The following is a 21,389-nucleotide window of genomic DNA, read 5'->3' as shown; positions in this document are numbered from 1 at the left end:
TAATTTAATGGGTAAATCCAGCTCACTAAAACAACTGGCGCTCCAAAAGTTTAAAAAGAACTTTTGGGGCGTTTTTAGTTTCGTTTTTATTGTTTTTGTAGGAATTGTTTCTGTGTTTGCCTATGTGTTTGCTCCAGACAATTCGCAATACGCCAATCAAATGCATTTGGCCATCCATTCCAAAAAACCTGGATTTGAGGTTACGATGCTTACCATTCCATCCCAAATAAAAAATGAACAAAGTTTTTTTGATAAAATGTTCTTTGGGAAGAAAAACTCAGATACAGAAGTGCCAATTTCAGGTTATAGCGTTAAGGATGGTGTTTTAACCTATAAAGAATATGCTTCCGATGGATTGGAAGGCGCAGAAAAAACAATAAAATTAAGTGCTTTACCGAATAGTTCTGTGGAACAATTTATTGAGCAAAAAACCTTTCTCTTTGGTACAGATAAATATGGTCGCGATTTATTAAGTCGCATTTTGGTGGGTGCACGAATTTCCTTTTTTATTGGGTTTGTTGCTGTGTTTATTTCATTAGTCATTGGTATTTTAATGGGAAGCCTTGCTGGCTATTTTGGCGGAAAAGTTGATGCCATCATCATGTGGGTTATTAACGTTACATGGTCTATCCCAACATTGTTGTTGGTGATTGCCATAACTTTGGCTTTAGGAAAAGGTTTTTGGCAAGTGTTTATTGCCGTAGGGCTTACCATGTGGGTGGAAGTGGCCAGGGTAGTGCGCGGACAAATAATAAGCACCAAAGAAATGCAATATGTTACCGCAGCACGAGCGTTGGGCTATACCGATTTTAGAATCATTAAAAAACACATTTTGCCCAATATCATGGCACCCGTTATTGTTATTTCGGCAGCCAATTTTGCCGCAGCTATTTTAATTGAAAGCGGATTGAGTTTTTTAGGTATTGGGGCACAGCCGCCCATGGCCAGTTGGGGCGCCATGATAAAAGACCACTACAATTATATTATTTTAGGAAAACCCTATTTGGCCATAATACCTGGTCTTTGCATTATGAGTTTGGTTATGGCGTTTATGCTTATTGGTAATGCGTTAAGGGATGCTTTGGATGTTAAGGGGTGATTTTTTAATTACAGGTTTGCCAACACTTGTTCCAACCTATCAAAGTTTTCTTCATTTTTTGGTTCTGCGAAACCTCTAATTTTGTTGCATTCTTCAACAGTTTTGAAAATCATCCGAAATGAAATTTGAGACTTCGAATCGGCAATTTTTGTGAACGCAATTTCCATATCAAACCATGGTTGCGAAATCCGTTTCCATCTTACAAGTTCGTTAGGTTTAACAATTTCAAAGACCGAAGAATTTTCGTAATTGCCTTTTTCGGGTCCATGCATGGTTAAAATCCATTTTCCACTAGGTTTTAGGTCAAATTCATGAATGGTGTTCGTAAAACCATGTGGTCCCCACCAATTTTTTAAAATGGTGGGTTCAGCAAAAGCCCTGTAAACTTCCTCTACTGGAAAGTTTAAAGTTCTTGCGTTAAAGATTTCAAGATTGGATTTTGAATTCATTTAATGATTGATGTTTGGCTCTTTCCGTATACTACTCAACGGTTCGTATAACCGTCAGTTATCGGTTTGGTTTACTTTGTTTTTCGGTTAAGCACTGACGTTAGCAATTCCGAGTGGATTCGGACATAGTCGAATCCGCCGTAATTGTGGTTATACATTGTTGTGCAACGTTTTTTAATTCCGTTTCTTTTATTCTTTTCTGTCGCAATACACATAAATCAAATCGTCAACTGCATTATCACCAAGTTCTTTTGCTTTTTTTAAATCCTTACACGCACTTTTCGTTTCTTTTTTACTTGGCTGTAAATTTCCATTTCCAGTAAAGAGATTAATCTTTGCTGTTCCTCGATTAGCAATTGCTTGAACATAGTTTGGTTTTATTTTAATTGCGTTGTCGTAATCTTTAATTGACCGTTCAAAATTCCGTAGCATATCGTTTGCGGTTCCACGTATGAAATACAATTCAGGGTCATTTGAATTTATTGTAAAATATCTGTCACAGTTTTTTATTACTTCCTCGAATTTTCCTTGTGAGTAGTGAATTTGAGCAAGCCAATAAAGAGCAGCTTCCATCATTCCGTTGTTATTGTTTTTGTAAACAACGTAATTGTAATCTTCTTTCGCTTTTTCCAAATATCCAGCGTGCATTTTTGAAAGTCCTCTGTCAATAAACGAAGCCATATCTGTACTATCTAACTTAATTGCCTCTGTAAAGTCGGCAATTGCTAAATCGTATTTTTGAAGTCGGTCGTATGAAAGTCCGCGATTTATATAACAAGTCTTTTGGACAGTTTTTTCATCTACGGTTTTCATTAATTCTGTATAATTCTCAATAGCTTTTTCAAAATTCCCAGATTTGAAATTTGAATTTCCAGTATTATACAATTCCATTGGGTTATTTTGCCCAATTACTGAAATTGACAGAAGAAAGTAGATTATTGTTAGGTTTATTCTCATTTGGTCAAATGTTGCACAACAGTTGTATAAACGCAATTGCGTTTATTTACATTATATTTATTACACTAAATATAAAAAATATTCTTACAAATTGAGAGGTGGCTTGTTATTTTAGCTCAACTCCATATTCCCGTTCAACTCATCAATATAGCCCAAAAGTTCTTCTTGCCCTATGATTTTTGTTGATGAGGTAACAAAGTAATTAGGCATCTCCTCCCAAGTTTCCAAAAGTATGGTTTTGTAGTGTCCAATGTGCCTTTCTATGGCTTTTGGTTTTAGCTTGTCGGCTTTTGTAAAAATAATGGAGAATGGTATACCGTTTTCGCCAAGCCATTGCATAAATTCTAAATCTATGGTTTGGGGTTCGTGCCTAATATCCACTAAAACAAATGCAGTGACCAATTGCTCGCGCAGACTAAAATATTGGGTGATAAATTTTTGAAATACTTTTTTTGAGGATTTGGAAACTTTGGCGTAACCATAGCCCGGTAAATCTACCAAATGCCAGTTTTTGTTGATTAAAAAATGGTTGATGAGCTGTGTTTTCCCAGGTTTCCCCGAGGTTTTGGCCAAGCTTTTTCTGCCCGTAAGCATGTTGATTAACGAAGATTTACCAACATTACTTCGCCCAATAAAGGCATATTCTGGCAAACGGCTATTGGGACATTTTGCTACATCAGAGTTACTAACAACAAATTCAGCTGTTTTTATTTTCAAATCAAGAGTTTTTGTATTCCAGAGAAATCAGGAATTTTTTTAAAAGCCGTTTTTCTGCAACCAAGCATCCATAATTTGGTTGAACTCATCTGGATGTTCCATCATGGCGGCGTGCCCACATTTATCAATCCAAAACAATTCAGAATTAGGCAAAAGAGTGTTAAACTCTACCGCAACCTCAGGTGGGGTTACGTTATCATTTTTGCCCCAAATAATGCAGGTTTTTGTTAGCATTTTTGGCAAATCCTTACCCATGTTATGTCGTATGGCGCTTTTCGCAATGGCCAAGGTTTTTATCAGTTTGTTTCGGTCGTTAACGGTTTCGTAAACTTCATCAACAATTTCTTTGGTAGCAACAGCAGGGTCGTAAAAAACATCCTGTGCCTTTTTCTTGATGACCTCATAGTCGCTACGTTTGGTATAGCCACTGCCCATGGCACTTTCGTAAAGCCCAGAACTGCCCGTAATGATTAAAGCTTTTACGCTTTCAGGAAACATTTTGGTGTGGTACAAACCTATATGGCCGCCCAGTGAATTTCCAAGTAAAATAACCTCTTTATAGCCTTTAAACACAATAAAGTCATGAAGGTATTTAGCAAAGCTTTTTACGTTGGTTTTAAGTAAGGACATGGAGTAAATTGGTAACTCAGGAATCAATACTTTGTATCCTTTATTGCTAAAAAATTCGGTTACAGAATCAAAATTACTCAACCCGCCCATAAGGCCGTGCAACACAATAATAGGGGTGCCTTCTCCTGCCTCAATATAGTTGTAATTCTTTTCTTTTTTTAAACGATGCGCCATCAATAAGTTAGTCAGTCATTAAAAACAAATATAGTTAAATCATTGATAAATCCATGAAATTAATTTTTTCCTAATAAAATAGTTTCTGTCCTCTTAAATGAAATTTTTTATGTTAAAAGATTAAGATGTTAACAGGGGTTTTATTTCGGTTTGGGAATTTTTTGCCCGGGCAAACACGGGCTATTGCTGCCTTTGTCTCTTAGAAGCTCGGTAAAATGCGGTTTTGGTCGAAAATTTATCAACAAAGTGGTATAATGTGGTAATAAGTGGTAAATTTTTCGATATATTTGAAACTTAAACATTTAAAATTCAGCAGACCGCTTTTGGATTTAATCACAGGAACATACGATTGCAAGGTTGATGTAAAAGGCAGATTAATGATGCCCGCTTCCATCAAAAAGCAACTGTCTTCGGCTTTGCAAGATGGTTTTGTGCTGCGTCGTTCCGTCTTTCAAAAGTGTTTAGAGCTTTACCCTATGAGTGAATGGCAGGCCCTAATGCAAAAAATGAACAAGCTGAATAAATTCAAGAAAAAAAACAATGATTTTATCAGGAGGTTTACTGCTGGTGCTAAAATTGTTGAGATAGATGTAAACGGTAGATTGTTAATCCCAAAGGATTTAACGGTGTTTGCTAACATTTCAAAAAATATTGTTGTGGCTTCGGCTATCAATATTATTGAAATCTGGGATAAGGATTTATATGAACAGGCGATTGATGAAACGGCTGTAGATTTTGCAGATTTGGCCGAAGAGGTAATGGGACAAGATGATGATGGTGATGGAATATCATAACCCAGTACTGCTAAAAGAAACTGTTGATGGGCTGAACATTAAGCCAGATGGAATTTATGTTGATGTAACGTTCGGTGGTGGTGGCCACAGTAAAGAAATATTAAAACGACTTGGTGAAAACGGAAAGTTGTTCGCTTTTGATCAAGATCAAGACGCTCTTAGAAATACAATTGATGACACTCGCTTTACGCTGATTAATGAAAACTTTAGATATATAAAACGGTTTTTAAGGTTTCATGGGGTGAAAGAAGTTGATGGGATCTTGGCCGATTTTGGGGTTTCGTCACATCAGTTTGATGTTGCAGAACGTGGTTTTTCAACACGGTTTGAAGCAGATTTGGATATGCGGATGAACCAGCAAAATAAGCTCTCTGCATTTCATGTGGTAAACGAATATGATGAGGAACAACTGAAAAATATGTTTTTGCAATATGGTGAATTGCGTGCAGCCCCTGCAATGGCAAGATTGATTGTTCATCACAGGAAAACAAAACCCATTGTAACAAGTGCCCAACTTAAGGAGGTGTTGCATAAATTTTTACCACCGCGCCATGAAAACAAAGTGTTGGCTCAAATTTATCAAGCAATAAGGATAGAGGTGAACCAAGAGATTGAGGCGTTGAAGGAGTTTTTATTGCAAACTCCCGAGATTTTAAAAAAGGGAGGTCGTTTAAGCTTTATATCCTATCATTCTTTGGAAGACAGGTTGGTAAAGCGATTCATGAGAAACGGCATGTTTGAAGGAGAGCCAGAGCGCGATATGTTTGGCAATTTTGAAGTGCCGCTGAAAAAAGTAGGAAGTTTAATAGTTCCTTCAAAAGAAGAGGTAAAATTGAATAACAGAGCGAGAAGTGCAAAACTCCGAATAGCTGAAAAAGTATAAACGAAAAAATGATCAAAAGCGGTTTATGAAGAAAAACATCTACAACATACTAAAAGGAACCTTTTTGGTAAGTGATGATTCGTTTAGAAACTGGCGTTTCATCCTTTTTATTTCGGGGCTGGCCATAATTATGATTGCCAGTTCGCACAGTGCCGATAAAAAGGTATATGAAATTGCGAGATTGAAAAATGAAGTAAAAGAAATGCGTTCTGCTTTTGTTGATGGCCGATCTAAGCTCATGAGGCTTAAAATGGAATCGCATGTTGTGAATGTTATGAAAGAAAAGGGGTTGGCGCCCTCGATAATTCCGCCAAAAAAAATAAAAGTAAAATCACAAAACTGATAACCAACCTTGGCAGTAAACGAGAAAAACATATTGAACCGTTTGTATTTTATAGCAGGATGTATGTTCGTCTTCGGGCTTGCCGTGGTGTTTAAATTGGTCAGCATCCAGTTTATGCAGGGCGACAAATACAGGGCTTTGGCTACCGAACGCGTGGTTAAGGATGTAGTGATTCCTGCAAATAGAGGTAATGTTTATTCCGTGAATGGAAATTTATTGGCTACCTCAATTCCAAAATACGATATCCGGTTTGATGCATTGACGCCTTCCGTCAAAAATTTTGAGGAATATGTTAAGCCGCTTTGTGATTCGCTCTCAAAATATTCAGGAAAATCTTCAAATGGATTAGAAAGAGATATCAGAAAAGCTCGCGCCAATAAAAATAGGTACTATTTGTTGGCGAGAAACATTGGGTATTCTGATTACATCCGTTTAAGAAACTTTCCACTATTGAATTTAGGTGCTTTTAAAGGGGGATTGATTGTGGAGCAAAAAACAAAAAGAGAGCATCCGATGGGGGCCATTGCACAGCGTTCCATTGGTTATGAGCGGTTTGATGACAAAGGGAATGTTACCCGTGCCGGAATTGATGGGGCTTTTGGGGTAAAATATTTGCGCGGAGTTGACGGTAAAAGAAAAAAACAGCAAATAGGGAAAGGGCAATGGAAGCCATTAAGTGATGCCAATGAAGTTGAGCCAAAAGATGGTTATGATGTCTATACTACCATTGATGTTAATATTCAAGATATCGCGCACCATGCGCTTTTAAAACAACTTGAAGAATATGAGGCCGACCACGGTTGTGTGGTGGTTATGGAAACCAAAACTGGTGAGATTCGTGCCATTTCTAATTTGGGAAGAAACAGCGATGGGCTTTATTATGAGCGCTTGAACTATGCCGTTGGCGAGTCTCATGAGCCGGGTTCTACGTTTAAAGTAATGGCCTTAATGGCGGCTTTGGAAGATAAGGTAGTTGATACTTCTACGGTAATCGATACGAAATTAGGTTACAAACAATTCTATGGCAGAGGCATTTACGATACGCATGGTCATGGTAAGATTTCTGTGGCTCGAGTGTTGGAGGTGTCTTCAAATATTGGGCTGGCTACCATAATTGATGAGGGCTATTCTGAAAACCCCAAAAAGTTCATCGGTCATTTACAAGATTGGAATCTTAATAAGCCCTTAGGTCTGCCAATTTTAGGTGAAGGCAATCCGATAATTCCCGAGCCAGGAGATAAAATTTGGAGTAAAAATGCGCTTCCGTCTATTGCTTACGGATATAATTTAAAATTAACACCATTGCAAACGTTGACCTTTTATAATGCCATTGCAAACAATGGTGTTATGGTGAAACCGAAATTCATAAAAGCTGTGAAGGAGCTTGATGATGTTATTGAAACATTTGAGGGTGATGTGTCAAATGAAAAAATCTGTTCAGAAAAGACGCTGAAGGAAATACAAAGCATTTTGAAAAACGTGGTGGTTCGTGGCACTGGGCGTTCATTGTATTCAGAATATTTCTCGATGGCTGGAAAAACAGGAACCGCGCAAACCGAATATTGGATGAAAGATTGGAAAGAAAACAGGCGATATATTTCATCGTTCTCTGGATACTTTCCAGCAGAAAATCCAAAGTACTCCTGCATTGTGGTTATTCATAAGCCAAGTGTTGAAAAAGGGTATTACGGGGCAGATGTAACAGGTCCTGTATTTAAAAGAATCGCGCAAAAAATATTTACAGATACGCCAATTATTGACGAAGTGCAATCATTGGATGTCCAAGTTGCAGAAGTTGAAAATGAATTTGAAACCTTTTATCAAACCGCTCAAACCTATAAAACCATTATGCCGGATGTAATTGGCTTACCAGCCATGGATGCCTTGGCGCTTTTAGAAAACATGCAAGTGGATGTTAAAGTGAAATTGAACGGCAATGGCATTATAAAAGAACAATCTGTAAGCAAGAATACAAAGTTAAAAACAAATCAAACCGTAGTGTTAAAAGCTTCATGATGGCATTAAAGGACATATTGTACAAGGTTACCATAAACGCTGTAGTTGGTAGTACGGGCGTGTCTGTTAATGCCATTGATTTTGATTCCAGAAAAATAGAAAAAGGCCATTTGTTTGTCGCTATTCGAGGTGCGATTGCAGACGGACATGATTTTATTGAAACTGCCATTAAGAAAGGGGCAACAAGTGTTGTTTGCGAGGCTATTCCCGAACATTTGGTTGAAGGCATTACTTATATAGAAGTTGATAATTCCAATAGGGCACTGGCCATTATGGCATCAAATTTTTATGACAATCCTTCTGAAAATTTGAAACTGGTTGGCGTTACCGGAACCAATGGAAAAACAACTGTTGCAAGTTTGTTGTATCAGTTGTTCAAAAAAGCAGGGTACAAAGTGGGCTTGTTGTCCACAGTTAAAATTATGGTTGATGATGTAAAGTACAAAGCCACCCATACCACGCCAGATTCACTGACCATCAATAAATATTTAAATGAGATGAATGTTGCTGGTGTTGAATTTTGCTTCATGGAAGTGAGTTCGCATGGTATACATCAATATAGAACTGAGGGGCTTCAATTTGAAGGAGGCATATTTACCAACCTTACACACGACCATTTAGATTACCATAAAACCTTTGCGGAATATCGCGATGTAAAAAAGAGGTTTTTTGACGGACTTTCAAGTAAAGCCTTTGCCCTAGTCAATGTTGATGACAAAAACGGTTTGGTGATGTTGCAAAATACCCAAGCCAGAAAATATACCTATGCGTTAAAGCAGTATGCCGATTATAAATCCACAATATTGGAAAATCAATTTGGTGGATTGCTATTAAAAGTGAATGATAGTGAGGTTTGGACAAGGTTGATTGGGAATTTCAACGCCTATAACGTTTTGGCCATTTATGCTACTGCGGAACTGTTGGGTCTTGAAAAGGTTGAAATTCTAAGGTTGATTAGTGATTTGGAAAGTGTAAGTGGACGTTTTCAGTACATCGTTTCAAATGAAAAAATTACAGCCATTGTTGATTATGCCCATACTCCCGACGCTCTAAAGAATGTTTTAGAAACCATCAATAGTATCCGAACCAAAAATGAAGAACTCATTACGGTTGTTGGTTGCGGTGGTGATAGAGATAAAACCAAACGCCCAAAAATGGGACACATTGCCACGGCTTTAAGTTCAAAAGTAATCTTTACAAGTGATAACCCCCGTAGCGAAAACCCAGCAGATATTTTAAGGGAGATTGAAGCAGGTGTTGAGCCCCAAAACTATAAAAAGGCCCTAGTCATAGAAGATAGAAAGCAAGCCATAAAAGCTGCCTGCCAAATGGCGCAACCAAATGATATCATATTGATTGCAGGGAAAGGCCATGAAACCTATCAGGAAATTAAGGGAGAACGATTTGATTTTGATGATTTTAAAATAGTACAAGAATTTTTAAAGCAATTACAAAAATAACATGCTGTATTACCTATTTGAATATTTAGAAAAACAGTTTCAGTTTCCTGGAGCAACACTTTTTGGGTTCTTGACCTTTAGGGCCGCTACAGCTATGATTTTGTCATTGTTAATTTCTACAATTTACGGTAAACGCATTATTCGCTTTTTACTTAAAAAACAAATGGGAGAAACTATTAGGGACTTAGGTTTGGAAGGTCAAAAGGAAAAAGCGGGTACTCCAACCATGGGTGGAATCATCATCATTTTAGCAACGTTGATTCCTGTACTTCTATTGGCCAAATTAGAAAATATTTACATCATTCTTTTGATTGTTACCACACTTTGGATGGGTACTATTGGTTTTATTGACGACTACATAAAAAAGTTTAAAAATGATAAAGAAGGCCTAAAAGGACGCTTTAAGGTTATGGGGCAAATTGGTTTGGGTATCATCGTTGGTGCAACCTTGTTTTTTCATCAAGATGTAACCATGAAAGAGAAACTTCCTATTGAGGAACAACGTGTGCTTCTTGCCGAAAACCCAGATATAGAGCCTGCCAAGTTGTTTCAGCCAGAGGTTAAATCTACTAAAACAACTATTCCGTTTGTAAAAGGGAATGAATTTGATTATGCCAAAGTCATTACTTGGATTAGTCCAGCATTGGACAAATACGCCTGGATTATTTTCATCTTGGTTGCCATTTTTATCATAACAGCAGTATCCAACGGTGCCAATTTAACCGATGGTATTGATGGTTTGGCGGCCGGTACTTCGGCCATTGTTGTGCTCACGTTGGGCATTTTTGCATGGGTTTCTGGTAACATTATTTTCTCGGAATATTTGAATATCATGTACATACCTCGGGTTGAGGAAATCACGATTTACATCACAGCATTTGTTGGAGCTCTTGTTGGATTTTTATGGTACAACACCTATCCGGCACAAGTTTTTATGGGAGACACCGGTAGTTTGACCATTGGAGGCATAATTGCTGTGATAGCCATTGCGGTTAGAAAGGAATGGTTGATACCAGTATTGTGCGGCATCTTTTTAGCCGAAAATTTATCCGTGGTCATGCAGGTGAGTTGGTTTAAGTACACCAAAAAAAAATATGGCGAGGGCAGACGCATTTTTTTGATGTCACCATTGCATCACCATTATCAAAAAAAGGGCTACCATGAAAGTAAAATCGTGACCCGTTTTTGGATTGTGGGCATTCTGCTCGCTATTGTATCTATAGTAACGCTAAAGATTCGATAAATGAAAAGGCTGGTGGTGCTTGGCGGAGGAGAAAGTGGTGTGGGAACCGCACTCTTGGCAAAGGAAAAAGGCTTTGAAGTATTTGTTTCCGATAAAGGAAAAATAAAGGAGAAATATAAACAAGTTCTTGTACATAATGAGATTGAATGGGAAGATGAAACCCATACGGAATCTAAAATTCTGAATGCCGATTTGGTTATGAAAAGTCCTGGGATTCCAGATAAAGTGCCTTTAGTGAAACAAATTCGCGAAAAAGGGATTAAGGTAGTTTCAGAAATTGAGTTTGCATCAAAATTTACAGATGCTACCATTATTGGAATTACAGGCAGTAACGGTAAAACAACCACCGCAACCTTAACACACCATCTTTTAAAACAAGAGTTGAATGTTGGGTTGGCCGGAAATATTGGAGACAGTTTCGCAAAGCAAGTTTTAGAGGATGATTTTGAAAACTATGTTCTTGAAATCAGCAGTTTTCAATTGGACGATATCATAGATTTTAAACCAAAAATTGCCGTGATTACCAACATAACGCCAGACCATTTGGATAGGTATGATTACAAATTTGAAAACTATATCAAATCAAAATTCAGGATAGCCATGAATCAAACCAAAGACGATTATTTGATTTATGATGCCGATGATGAAGTGATTGTAAATCATTTAAAAAAGAATCCAGTTCAATCCACATTATTGCCATTTTCCTTGGTCAAAACCATTGAAAATGGAGCTTATTTAGAACAAAACAACATGAAAATAACTATAAATAACGATAAAATCACTATGCCAACAACAAGCCTAACACTAGAAGGAAAGCACAACATTAAAAATGCAATGGCAGCTTCAACAGTTGCTCATTTGCTAAAAATTAGAAAACAAACGATTAGAGAAAGTCTTGAAAATTTTCAAGGTGTTGAGCATCGATTGGAAGAGGTTTTAAAAATCAACAAAGTACAGTATATAAACGATTCAAAGGCTACCAATGTAAATGCAACCTACTATGCTTTGGAAAGTATGGATGCCCCTACGGTTTGGATTGTTGGTGGTGTTGATAAAGGCAATAATTATGAAGAGCTTTTTCCGTTTGTAAATGAAAAGGTAAAGGCCATTATTTGTTTGGGTGTTGATAATGAAAAGTTAATGAACACTTTTGGCAATATGGTAGATATTATTGTTGAAACACAGTTTATGAGTGAAGCTGTAAAAATCGCTTATAAAGTAGCGGAATCAGGAGATAATGTTTTGTTGTCGCCTGCTTGTGCAAGTTTCGATTTGTTTGAGAATTATGAAGACAGAGGCCGTCAATTCAAAGATGCAGTTAGGAATTTATAAAATAAAAAATGCAAACACTATTTAAAAACATAAAAGGAGATCGATTGATTTGGGCCATAGTGGCATTGTTGGCCATATTATCGTTTCTTCCTGTTTATAGTGCTGCAAGTAATTTGGCCTACAAGGGCGGTGGTAGCAATACATTTGCATTTTTCGTGAAGCATTTTGTGCATTTGGTTTTGGGCTTTTTTATTATGTATGGCGTGCATAAAATACCGTACCGATATTTTAAAGGGTTGTCGCTAATCATGATTCCAATAGTGTTGGTTTTATTGGGCATAACCATGTTGCAAGGGACAACTATAGAAGGCGCCAATGCCAGCAGGTGGATACAAATTCCTTTTGTGGGTATGTCGTTTCAAACATCAACCTTGGCTGCAGTCGTTTTAATGGTGTACGTAGCTCGCTATATGTCGAAAATAAAGGATGAAATCATTACCTTCAAATCATCTATTCTGCCACTTTGGTTGCCGGTGTTTTTGGTGTTGATTCTTATTCTGCCTGCTAACTTTTCAACCGCAGCCATTATGTTTTTAATGGTGGTTATGTTGGTGTTTTTGGGAGGTTATCCTATTCGATATTTAGCTGTAATTATAGGTTCCGGCCTTTTGGTTTTAACCATGTTTATCCTCATTGCTAAAGCATTTCCAGATGCCATGCCAAATAGGGTTGATACTTGGATGGGTAGAATTGAAAGCTTTTCCAATCCTGAAGATACTGAGGCCGACTATCAAATTGAAAAAGCAAAAATAGCCATTGCAACAGGTGGCATTCAAGGTGTTGGTCCAGGCAAGAGCATGCAAAAAAACTTTTTGCCCCAATCATCTTCCGATTTCATTTTTGCGATTATCATAGAAGAATATGGCTTAATAGGTGGATTCGTAATCATGATATTATATCTGTGGTTGCTATTTAGAATTGTGATTGTCGCGCAAAAATCTGACACTGTTTTTGGAAAGCTGCTTGTGCTAGGTGTAGGGTTGCCCATTGTGTTCCAGGCACTCATAAATATGGCGGTAGCCGTTGAACTTTTCCCTGTAACGGGACAAACCTTACCGCTTATAAGTAGTGGAGGGACATCTATTTGGATGACTTGTTTGGCTATAGGCATCATATTAAGTGTAAGTGCTAAAAGAGAAGAAATAAAAGAACAAGAAATAAGCGAAGAAAATCCGTTGGAAATTCTTTCTGAAACCATATAATGAAAAACTATAGAATCATATTGTCTGGAGGAGGTACGGGAGGTCATATTTATCCTGCCATTGCCATTGCAAACGAGTTAAAATCTCGGTTTCCAGATGCAGAGTTTTTATTTGTGGGTGCAAAAGATAGAATGGAGATGGAGAAAGTGCCTCAGGCAGGATATAAAATTAAAGGACTGTGGATTTCGGGCATTCAGAGAAAGTTAACCAGAAAAAATTTAAGTTTTCCTTTTAAAGTGGTGAGTAGTCTGCTCAAAGCACGTAAAATTATTAAAACTTTTAACCCAGATGTGGTTATTGGTACGGGCGGTTTTGCCAGTGGGCCGTTACTAAAAATGGCAAATATGAACAATATTCCAACGTTGATTCAGGAGCAAAATTCATATCCGGGAATAACCAATAAATTATTGGCTAAAAAGGCGAATAAAATATGTGTTGCATACGACGGATTGGAACGGTTTTTTCCAAAGGATAAAATCATAAAAACAGGGAATCCAGTGCGCCGAGGACTTTTGGATATTGACGCGAAAGCAGTTGAGGCAAAGAATTTCTTCGATTTGAAGCATGGAAAATACACCCTCTTGGTTATTGGTGGAAGCTTGGGGTCAAGACGAATTAATGAATTGATTGAGAAGGAACTGGACTTTTTTGACACACAAAATGTTCAGATTATTTGGCAATGTGGAAAGCTATATTTTCAACAATACAAAATATATAACAACACCCAAAATGTTCAGGTGTATGAGTTTTTAAATAATATGGATTTTGCTTATGCCGCTGCAGATATTATTGTTTCCAGAGCGGGGGCAAGTTCGGTTTCAGAGCTTTGCATTGTTGGTAAGCCAGTCATTTTTATTCCATCACCAAATGTAGCCGAAGACCATCAAACAAAAAATGCCATGGCCATTGTAGATAAAAAAGCGGCCATGATTATAAAGGAAGAAGACTTGGATGCCGATTTTGAAAACAAATTTTCGCAATTGTTGGCATCACCTGAAAAGCAAAAAGAGCTTGGCCAAAACATTAAGAAATTGGCATTGACCAATGCAACAAAAGAAATAGCAGACGAAGTTGAAAAACTTTTGAAATAACCTAAATGGATATAAGTAAAATACATAGCATTTATTTCATAGGAATCGGGGGAATCGGTATGAGTGCCCTTGCGCGCTATTTCAAGGCCAACGGCAAAAATGTTGCAGGCTATGATAAAACCCAAACAGATATTACGGATAGTTTGGGAGCTTTAGGAATAAAAGTCCATTTTGAAGATTCGGTATCGCATATTGATTCTGAATATCTCAATTCTGAAAAAACGCTTGTGGTTTACACCCCTGCTATTCCTAAAAATCACAGTGAATTGAACTACTACATGAATAATGGTTATCAGGTAGTGAAGCGTTCTAGATTACTTGGTTTAATAACCGAAAATACATTTTGTTTAGCTGTTGCAGGAACACATGGTAAAACAACCACAACCAGTATTTTGGGGCATTTATTGTATTCGTGCAATGTGCCTTTAACGGCATTTTTAGGCGGAATAAGTGAAAATTACGATTCTAATTTAATCTTAAATGGAGCAGAAGTTACCGTGGTTGAAGCTGATGAGTTTGACCGTTCTTTTTTAACGCTTTCTCCCAATTTGGCTTGCATCACTTCAATGGATGCTGATCATTTGGATATTTATGGTGATGCGTCGGAGCTAAAAAAGTCATTTAAGGATTTTTCAGAAAAAATAAAGCCCAATGGTAAGTTGTTCGTTAAAAGCGGATTGCCGTTAAGGGGTGTTACATATGGTATAGAAGACGATTCAGATTATTCCGTTCAAAATATAAAAATAGAAAATGGCACATATATTTTTGATGTGAAAACGCCAAAAACAGTGCTTAAAAATATTCAATTTAACCTACCTGGTAGACATAATTTGTCGAATGCATTAATAGCCTTGGCGATGGCTGTAGAATATGGTTGCCCACACCAACAGCTCGCCAAAGCTTTAGCATCCTATAAAGGTGTTAAGCGTAGATTTACCTATCACATTAAAACTGATAATTTGGTTTTTATTGATGATTATGCACACCACCCCGAAGAGATTAATGCGGTTCATCAAGCCGTAAGGGAAATGTACCCAGATAAAAAAGTGTTAGCCATTTTTCAGCCACATTTATATAGCAGAACACGAGATTTTATAGACGATTTTGCCAAAAGTCTATCACAGTTTGATGAGGTATTATTACTAGAAATTTATCCTGCTAGAGAGCTGCCCATTGAAGGGGTAACTTCAACTTGGCTATTGGGTAAAATTAATAATGAAAATAAGCAATTGGTAAGTAAAACAGAACTACTTAAGGCCATCCACAAAAGTAACGCACAAGTTATTTTAACCATTGGCGCTGGCGATATTGGAGAAGAAGTAAAACGAATTAAAAAAGAGTTTAGCATTGCGAGTTAATTGGAACTACATAAAAATGATTGCGCTTTTTGGCCTTGTTGCCTTTTTGTTTGCTTTTGCTTCAAAAAGAAACGGAAGCAGGGAAGTTTCAAAACCAAATGTAAAATTCATTGGCGAAAACAATCTGTTTATAACCAACGAAACTGTTAGTAAATTGTTAATACAAAATTATGGGGGTATTAAAAAAGTACCTAAAGAAACTTTAGTTTTGAATGAATTAGAAAATGCCCTCAAATCTAATCCGATGATAAAATCTGCAGAAGTGTATGTTGCTGTAAATGGTACACTTAATGCTGAAATAGAACAAAAAACACCTATTGCGAGAGTAAGTACAAATGCGTCTTATTACATTGATGACGAGGGTTCGTTCATGCCATTGTCAAGCAATTATTCCGCGCGAGTGCCATTGGTTACTGGTTATGTTGAAAAAAATAATTTAAGCAACGTCTATAAAATGGCGCGTAAAATCAGGTCAGATGAGTTTTTAAAAATGCACGTCATTGAAATTCATCAAGATTTAAACAAGCAGCTTTTTTTAAGACTGAGGCAGTGCGATTTTTTGGTGCAGTTGGGCAGTGTGGATTTTTTAGATAAGAAGATTAACAACCTAAAAGCATTCTATAAAAAGAACCTGAAGGATAAAAAATTGAATAGTTATAGTAAAGTTAATTTACAGTTTGAAAACCAAGTAATTTGTACTAAAATTTAAACTATGGAGCAAAACTTAGCAGTGGGATTAGACATAGGGACCACCAAAATTGTGGCGATGATTGGTCGTAAAAACGAGTACGGCAAAGTCGAGATTTTAGGTATTGGTAAGTCCAAAAGCTTAGGTGTGCACCGTGGTGTGGTAAATAATATTACGCAAACCATTCAATCTATTCAGCAAGCTGTTCAAGAAGCTGAAATAGCTGCAGACATAAAAATTGAAGACGTAACCGTTGGTATAGCTGGTCAGCACATTAGAAGTTTGCAACACAGCGATTACATAACCCGGTCAAATTCTGAAACGGTTATTGACGAAGATGATATTGATAGACTAATCAATCAAGTCCATAAACTGGTGATGCTTCCTGGTGAAGAGATTATCCATGTATTGCCACAGGAATATAAAGTTGACGGGCAGGCTGAAATCAAGGAACCTATTGGGATGTACGGTGGTCGTCTAGAAGCCAATTTTCATGTAGTTGTTGGTCAAGTTTCATCCATTAGGAATATTGGGCGCTGTGTTCAAAGCTCAGGTTTAAATTTGGAAGGCATAACCTTAGAGCCTTTAGCTTCAGCAAATGCAGTATTGAGCCAAGAAGAAAAAGAAGCTGGCGTGGCATTGATTGATATAGGTGGTGGAACAACCGACTTGGCTATTTTTAGAGATGGCATCATTCGGCATACGGCAGTGATTCCTTTTGGCGGAAATGTGATTACAGAAGACATTAAGGAAGGTTGCTCCATCATTGAAAAACAAGCAGAACTGTTGAAAATTAAATTTGGTTCTGCATGGCCTGGAGAGAATAAGGATAATGAAATAGTGTCCATTCCGGGATTAAGGGGCAGAGAGCCAAAGGAGATTACATTAAAAAACCTGTCTAAAATTATACATGCGCGCGTTGTTGAAATTATTGAGCAAGTGTATGTCGAAATAAAAAATTACGGACACGAAGAGCAAAAGAAAAAATTAATTGCGGGCATTGTTTTAACCGGTGGAGGTAGCCAGTTAAAGCATTTAAAGCAATTGGTGGAATATATAACCGGTATGGATACCCGAATTGGTTATCCAAACGAGCATTTGGCCGGTGATAGCGATGACGAAATAACAAGCCCTTTGTTTGCAACAGCGGTAGGTTTGGTGTTGGATGGCTTAAAACGCCACGAAAGAAAAAAGTTGGAGCACAAGCAACAAGAACAAGCTAGAAGTGAAGCTGAATCGGCTGTTGAAGAAGAAATTAAAGAAAAACCAATCAAGGAAAGACGCTCATTCCTAGATAAGTTAACCGAGCGCGTTAAAGATTTTTTAGATAACGCCGAATAGTAATTAAATCCATTGAACCAAAATAATAGTATAAGAACCCCAGAAAATCAGAATTTATGAGCAGCAAGAAAGAATTCGAAAGCATCGCATTTGATTTACCCAAAAACCAATCCAATGTCATAAAGGTTATTGGCGTTGGTGGTGGCGGTAGCAATGCCATTAACCACATGTTTCAACAAGGCATTAAGGGTGTAGATTTCTACATCTGTAATACCGATGCCCAAGCCCTCCAGAATAGTGGTGTGCCAAATAAAATACAATTAGGCGTTAATTTAACTGAAGGTTTAGGCGCTGGGGCTAATCCGGATATAGGTGAACAAGCTGCCGTTGAAAGTTTTGACGATATTTCCCAAATGCTTGATACCAATACAAAGATGGTATTCATTACTGCTGGAATGGGTGGTGGTACCGGAACTGGTGCTGCACCAATTATTGCTAAAATGGCAAAGGATTTAGATATTTTAACCGTAGGAATTGTTACTATGCCTTTTCAGTTTGAAGGTAGAATGCGTATTGAGCAATCACAAAAGGGTATTGAAAAGTTAAGAGATGTGGTGGATTCTTTAATCGTGATTAATAACAACAAACTTCGCGAAGTTTATGGCAACCTTGGTTTTAAGGCTGGGTTCTCTAAAGCTGACGAAGTGTTATCTACCGCTGCTCGTGGTATAGCCGAAGTTATTACACACCACTACACGCAAAATATCGATTTACGCGACGCTAAAACCGTGTTGAGCAATAGTGGAACCGCAATTATGGGTTCTGCATTGGCATCTGGCCAAAACCGTGCGCAGGAAGCCATCCGCAAAGCATTGGATTCGCCATTGTTGAATGATAACAAAATTACAGGCGCTAAAAATGTGTTGTTGCTAATTGTTTCTGGCTCACAAGAAATCACTATTGATGAAATTGGCGAAATCAACGACCACATCCAAAATGAAGCAGGCCATGGTGCCAATATCATTATGGGTGTTGGTGAAGATGAATCGTTGGAAGAATCAATAGCAGTAACCATCATAGCAACCGGTTTTAATATCGAGCAACAGGATGAGATTTCAAATACCGAAACCAAAAAAGTGGTACACTCTTTAAGTGAGGATTTGGAATTGGAAGCTAAAGAAAAAGAACCTGTAATCATTGCACCGGTTATTGAATTGAAGGAGAAAAAGGAGCCAACAGTGGTTCGCCACACTTTAGATTTAGATTCCGAAGAAGAGGAACTAAGCAACGTAGAAAAGGATTCAATCAATAATAAAAACCACAAAAGGGTATCCAAAGACCTTGATTTGATTCCAACTTCAGAACTCATAAAAAACATTAAGGTGGTTTATGAGGAAATAAGCGCCAATGTTCAAGAGGATGAAGATTTTATTATCAAGCCAGTAACCAGAATGTCTACTGATGTTGATGATGTCAAAGATATTGAAGTGGTTTCCGATTATGTTGAGGAAGAGCAACAAATAACGTTGACTTTCGATTTGCCAATTTCAGAAAGCAAACCTGAAAAAAAGGAAGAAAAAGAGGAGAAGATGTTGTTCGATTTAGATGAAGACGAATTAAAGGACATAAAAGTAAACGACTATGTTGAGTTGATTACCGTAAACGAAACCAATGAAAATGGAGACATTCGTTACGCTTTGGACGATTATGTTGAGGTAGAATCTTCAATGAACAAAAAACAATCAAAAGCAAACGAAGTTTTAGAGGAATTTGACCAAGATGTTGTTTTTGAGAAGAAAACTATAAAAACATCAAAAGTTGAGGAAGAGACAACAGAGGAGATTGATCCAATGAACTCACCAATTTCTGAATTGCTAAAGGAAAGGGCAGAAGAGCGTAGACGAAAAATGAAAGACTTCAACTACAAATTCAACAATGCAAAAATTGACGATATTGAAAAAGTTCCTGCTTACAAGCGTCAAGGCGTGAATTTAACTGATGCCAAGCATTCATCCGAGACAGATATGTCCAGGACTAGTGTGGGCACAGATGATAACGACGACATTAAATTGAGAAGTAATAATTCTTTTTTACATGATAATGTAGACTAACTCACAAGAATTTAACCAATATGTTAGTTCAACCCGAAAAGGCCCTCAACTTTTCGGGTTTTTTATTTTGATAAGGGTTGGTTCAAAATGGAAAAACTTGTTTCTTTTTCATGTTAACTTTTTTATCTTCGCACTCAAATAGAAACTATAATGAGTTTACAACAAGAGGTCATGTCGGCTTTAAAGGAAGCCATGAAATCTAAGGACCAAACGGCTCTTACGGCTTTGCGTGCCATAAAATCGGCTATACTGTTAGCGCAGACCGAAAGTGGTGCCAAAGAAGAATTGACAGAAGAACAAGAGCTTAAAATACTTCAAAAGCAAGTAAAGCAAAGACGCGATAGTGCGGCTATTTATGTTGAGCAAGGACGTGAAGATTTAGCTGCTCCAGAGTTAGCGGAAGCCGATATTATTGCTCAATTTTTACCAGAGGCTCTAACCGACGAAGAAATTGAAAAAGTAGTAGTAGCCACCATTGAGCAAATAGGCGCAGAAGGGATGAAAGATATGGGTAAAGTAATGGGCATTGTGAGCAAAGAACTTGCAGGGCAAGCCGATGGCAAAACCATTTCTAGTATCGTAAAAGCTAAATTATCTTAAAAATAACGGCCCCGTGGCGCAACTGAATAGCGCATCAGATTTCGGCTCTGAGGGTTACAGGTTTGAATCCTGTCGGGGTCACTACAAAAACAAAAAAGCTTTCAAGAAATTGAAAGCTTTTTTGTTTTGGAAAAGATGGTGTTCAGTCTTCCAATTCTAAGCATTGAAGCTTGTCAATAAAAAAGTCTTTATAGGTAATATTAGTGATTTCTACAGTCGATTTTGTTCCACGAAGAAGGATGGAAGCGATGGGCGAGCTTTGCAATTGTTTAATATGAAAATCTGATAACCTGCCCTTAAAATGAAAATCGCCACATTCTACACCCCATGAATGATAAAAAGTAACAACCTGATTATTTTCAAGATGTACTTTGACACTTGAACGATTATGCGTCATGTAACTGGCGCAGCCCAAGCTTTCATCTAAATTGAAGAATACATTCAGTTTTTTTCCATATCTGTATAACTCAATGGTGAGCTTTTCACTAAGACCATATGGGTCGGTTTGAATGGTTTTTATTTTATAAAAATCATCGTATTCATTAATCAGATATTTGCAGGAATTATCAGAAGTGATTTTTTCTGGGGGTTTTTCTTTTTTGCTCTCAGATACTGGGTTTTGGTTTTCAGAATTATTCTTTTGTTCTTCTTCTAATTGTTCTCGTTCAGCTTTTACTTTGGCAAGGTATTGTTGGCTTTTTAATTCTTGTAATTTCTTCTGCTGCTGCTCTCTTTCAAGAATCACAGAATCCATTTTCCGTTGTGCAAGTAAAGCCAGTCGATTTTCTTCCTGTGCTTTTGCTATGGAGTCTTTACGTTTTTTCTCCAGAAAGGCAAGCCGTTGCAGCTCCTTAGCTTTAGCAATGGAATCCAGTCTTTTCTGCTCGGCAATTTTGAGCCTTTCTATTTCCATAACTTTAGCAATGGAATCCTTTTCCCTTTGAGCAATGAGTGCCAGTCT

At 37.4% G+C, this 21,389-nt stretch carries 20 protein-coding genes and 1 tRNA gene; 16 read left to right on the top strand and 5 right to left on the bottom strand.

Features of this window, described 5'->3' with window-relative positions; translation table 11 throughout:
* The first annotated feature begins 7 nt into the window (after positions 1 to 7).
* A complete protein-coding gene (locus WJN01_RS13545; protein ID WP_445197694.1) occupies positions 8 to 1,099 on the top strand; it encodes an ABC transporter permease in 1,092 nt (363 codons plus the stop codon).
* Positions 1,100 to 1,107: 8 nt separating this feature from the next.
* Here WJN01_RS13545 and WJN01_RS13540 read toward each other — a convergent pair whose 3' ends face one another.
* The 4 genes from WJN01_RS13540 to WJN01_RS13525 all read right to left on the bottom strand — a co-directional run bounded on the left by WJN01_RS13540 (position 1,108) and on the right by WJN01_RS13525 (position 4,026).
* Positions 1,108 to 1,548 carry an SRPBCC domain-containing protein gene (locus WJN01_RS13540; RefSeq protein WP_445197693.1) on the bottom strand — a complete coding sequence of 147 codons (441 nt, stop codon included), beginning with the start codon at positions 1,546 to 1,548 and terminating at the stop codon, positions 1,108 to 1,110.
* Between the two features lie 189 nt (positions 1,549 to 1,737).
* Entirely contained in the window at positions 1,738 to 2,505 is a 768-nt protein-coding gene (locus WJN01_RS13535) for a tetratricopeptide repeat protein (RefSeq protein WP_445197692.1), read from the bottom strand.
* 111 nt (positions 2,506 to 2,616) lie between these two features.
* On the bottom strand, positions 2,617 to 3,222 hold the full coding sequence (gene yihA / locus WJN01_RS13530; RefSeq protein ID WP_445197691.1) for a ribosome biogenesis GTP-binding protein YihA/YsxC: 606 nt from the start codon (positions 3,220 to 3,222) through the stop codon (positions 2,617 to 2,619).
* Between the two features lie 39 nt (positions 3,223 to 3,261).
* Positions 3,262 to 4,026: an alpha/beta fold hydrolase gene (locus WJN01_RS13525; protein ID WP_445197690.1), complete on the bottom strand. Its 765-nt coding sequence runs from the start codon at positions 4,024 to 4,026 to the stop codon at positions 3,262 to 3,264.
* 323 nt (positions 4,027 to 4,349) lie between these two features.
* Here WJN01_RS13525 and mraZ point away from each other — a divergent pair, with 323 nt between their 5' ends.
* The 15 genes from mraZ (at position 4,350) to WJN01_RS13450 (ending at position 20,509) form a co-directional block, all read left to right on the top strand.
* Positions 4,350 to 4,820: a division/cell wall cluster transcriptional repressor MraZ gene (gene mraZ, locus WJN01_RS13520; RefSeq protein WP_370477099.1), complete on the top strand. Its 471-nt coding sequence runs from the start codon at positions 4,350 to 4,352 to the stop codon at positions 4,818 to 4,820.
* On the top strand, positions 4,807 to 5,703 hold the full coding sequence (gene rsmH, locus WJN01_RS13515) for a 16S rRNA (cytosine(1402)-N(4))-methyltransferase RsmH (RefSeq protein ID WP_445197689.1): 897 nt from the start codon (positions 4,807 to 4,809) through the stop codon (positions 5,701 to 5,703). The genes mraZ and rsmH overlap by 14 nt, the downstream gene beginning before the upstream one ends.
* 25 nt (positions 5,704 to 5,728) lie before the next feature.
* Positions 5,729 to 6,046, top strand: coding sequence for an FtsL-like putative cell division protein (locus WJN01_RS13510; protein ID WP_445197688.1), 318 nt, complete (start codon positions 5,729 to 5,731; stop codon positions 6,044 to 6,046).
* A gap of 63 nt (positions 6,047 to 6,109) precedes the next feature.
* Positions 6,110 to 8,062, top strand: a complete 1,953-nt coding sequence (locus tag WJN01_RS13505; RefSeq protein ID WP_445197724.1) for a PASTA domain-containing penicillin-binding protein — start codon at positions 6,110 to 6,112, stop codon at positions 8,060 to 8,062.
* The gene (locus WJN01_RS13500) at positions 8,059 to 9,522 is read left to right on the top strand and encodes a UDP-N-acetylmuramoyl-L-alanyl-D-glutamate--2,6-diaminopimelate ligase (RefSeq protein ID WP_445197687.1); all 1,464 of its coding nucleotides are present in this window, start codon (positions 8,059 to 8,061) and stop codon (positions 9,520 to 9,522) included. Before WJN01_RS13505 ends, WJN01_RS13500 begins: the two co-directional genes overlap by 4 nt.
* Position 9,523: 1 nt before the next feature.
* The gene (gene mraY / locus WJN01_RS13495; RefSeq protein WP_445197686.1) at positions 9,524 to 10,765 is read left to right on the top strand and encodes a phospho-N-acetylmuramoyl-pentapeptide-transferase; all 1,242 of its coding nucleotides are present in this window, start codon (positions 9,524 to 9,526) and stop codon (positions 10,763 to 10,765) included.
* On the top strand, positions 10,766 to 12,097 hold the full coding sequence (murD, locus tag WJN01_RS13490) for a UDP-N-acetylmuramoyl-L-alanine--D-glutamate ligase (RefSeq protein WP_445197685.1): 1,332 nt from the start codon (positions 10,766 to 10,768) through the stop codon (positions 12,095 to 12,097).
* Between the two features lie 8 nt (positions 12,098 to 12,105).
* Entirely contained in the window at positions 12,106 to 13,299 is a 1,194-nt protein-coding gene (locus WJN01_RS13485; RefSeq protein ID WP_445197684.1) for an FtsW/RodA/SpoVE family cell cycle protein, read from the top strand.
* A complete protein-coding gene (murG, locus tag WJN01_RS13480; protein WP_445197683.1) occupies positions 13,299 to 14,390 on the top strand; it encodes an undecaprenyldiphospho-muramoylpentapeptide beta-N-acetylglucosaminyltransferase in 1,092 nt (363 codons plus the stop codon). The genes WJN01_RS13485 and murG overlap by 1 nt, the downstream gene beginning before the upstream one ends.
* A 5-nt stretch (positions 14,391 to 14,395) precedes the next feature.
* A complete protein-coding gene (gene murC, locus WJN01_RS13475) occupies positions 14,396 to 15,748 on the top strand; it encodes a UDP-N-acetylmuramate--L-alanine ligase (protein WP_445197682.1) in 1,353 nt (450 codons plus the stop codon).
* A gap of 16 nt (positions 15,749 to 15,764) precedes the next feature.
* Positions 15,765 to 16,457 (top strand): cell division protein FtsQ/DivIB, encoded by a 693-nt coding sequence (locus tag WJN01_RS13470; RefSeq protein ID WP_445197681.1) that lies wholly within the window; start codon positions 15,765 to 15,767, stop codon positions 16,455 to 16,457.
* A 3-nt stretch (positions 16,458 to 16,460) separates the two neighbouring features.
* Positions 16,461 to 17,777 carry a cell division protein FtsA gene (ftsA, locus tag WJN01_RS13465; protein ID WP_445197680.1) on the top strand — a complete coding sequence of 439 codons (1,317 nt, stop codon included), beginning with the start codon at positions 16,461 to 16,463 and terminating at the stop codon, positions 17,775 to 17,777.
* Positions 17,778 to 17,833: 56 nt separating this feature from the next.
* A complete protein-coding gene (ftsZ, locus tag WJN01_RS13460) occupies positions 17,834 to 19,828 on the top strand; it encodes a cell division protein FtsZ (RefSeq protein WP_445197679.1) in 1,995 nt (664 codons plus the stop codon).
* Between the two features lie 150 nt (positions 19,829 to 19,978).
* Positions 19,979 to 20,428 (top strand): GatB/YqeY domain-containing protein, encoded by a 450-nt coding sequence (locus WJN01_RS13455; RefSeq protein ID WP_445197678.1) that lies wholly within the window; start codon positions 19,979 to 19,981, stop codon positions 20,426 to 20,428.
* 7 nt (positions 20,429 to 20,435) lie between these two features.
* Positions 20,436 to 20,509: transfer RNA gene (locus tag WJN01_RS13450), tRNA-Arg, on the top strand.
* Between the two features lie 61 nt (positions 20,510 to 20,570).
* Here the strand turns inward: WJN01_RS13450 and WJN01_RS13445 are convergent.
* The coding region (locus WJN01_RS13445) for a hypothetical protein (RefSeq protein WP_445197677.1) at positions 20,571 to 21,389 on the bottom strand (819 nt) is incomplete at its 5' end.

The organism is Tamlana sedimenti (assembly GCF_038148895.1).
Classification (GTDB): domain Bacteria; phylum Bacteroidota; class Bacteroidia; order Flavobacteriales; family Flavobacteriaceae; genus Tamlana.
Note: the sequence above shows the minus strand (reverse complement) of the source record. Positions and strands in the feature narration are given on the sequence as shown.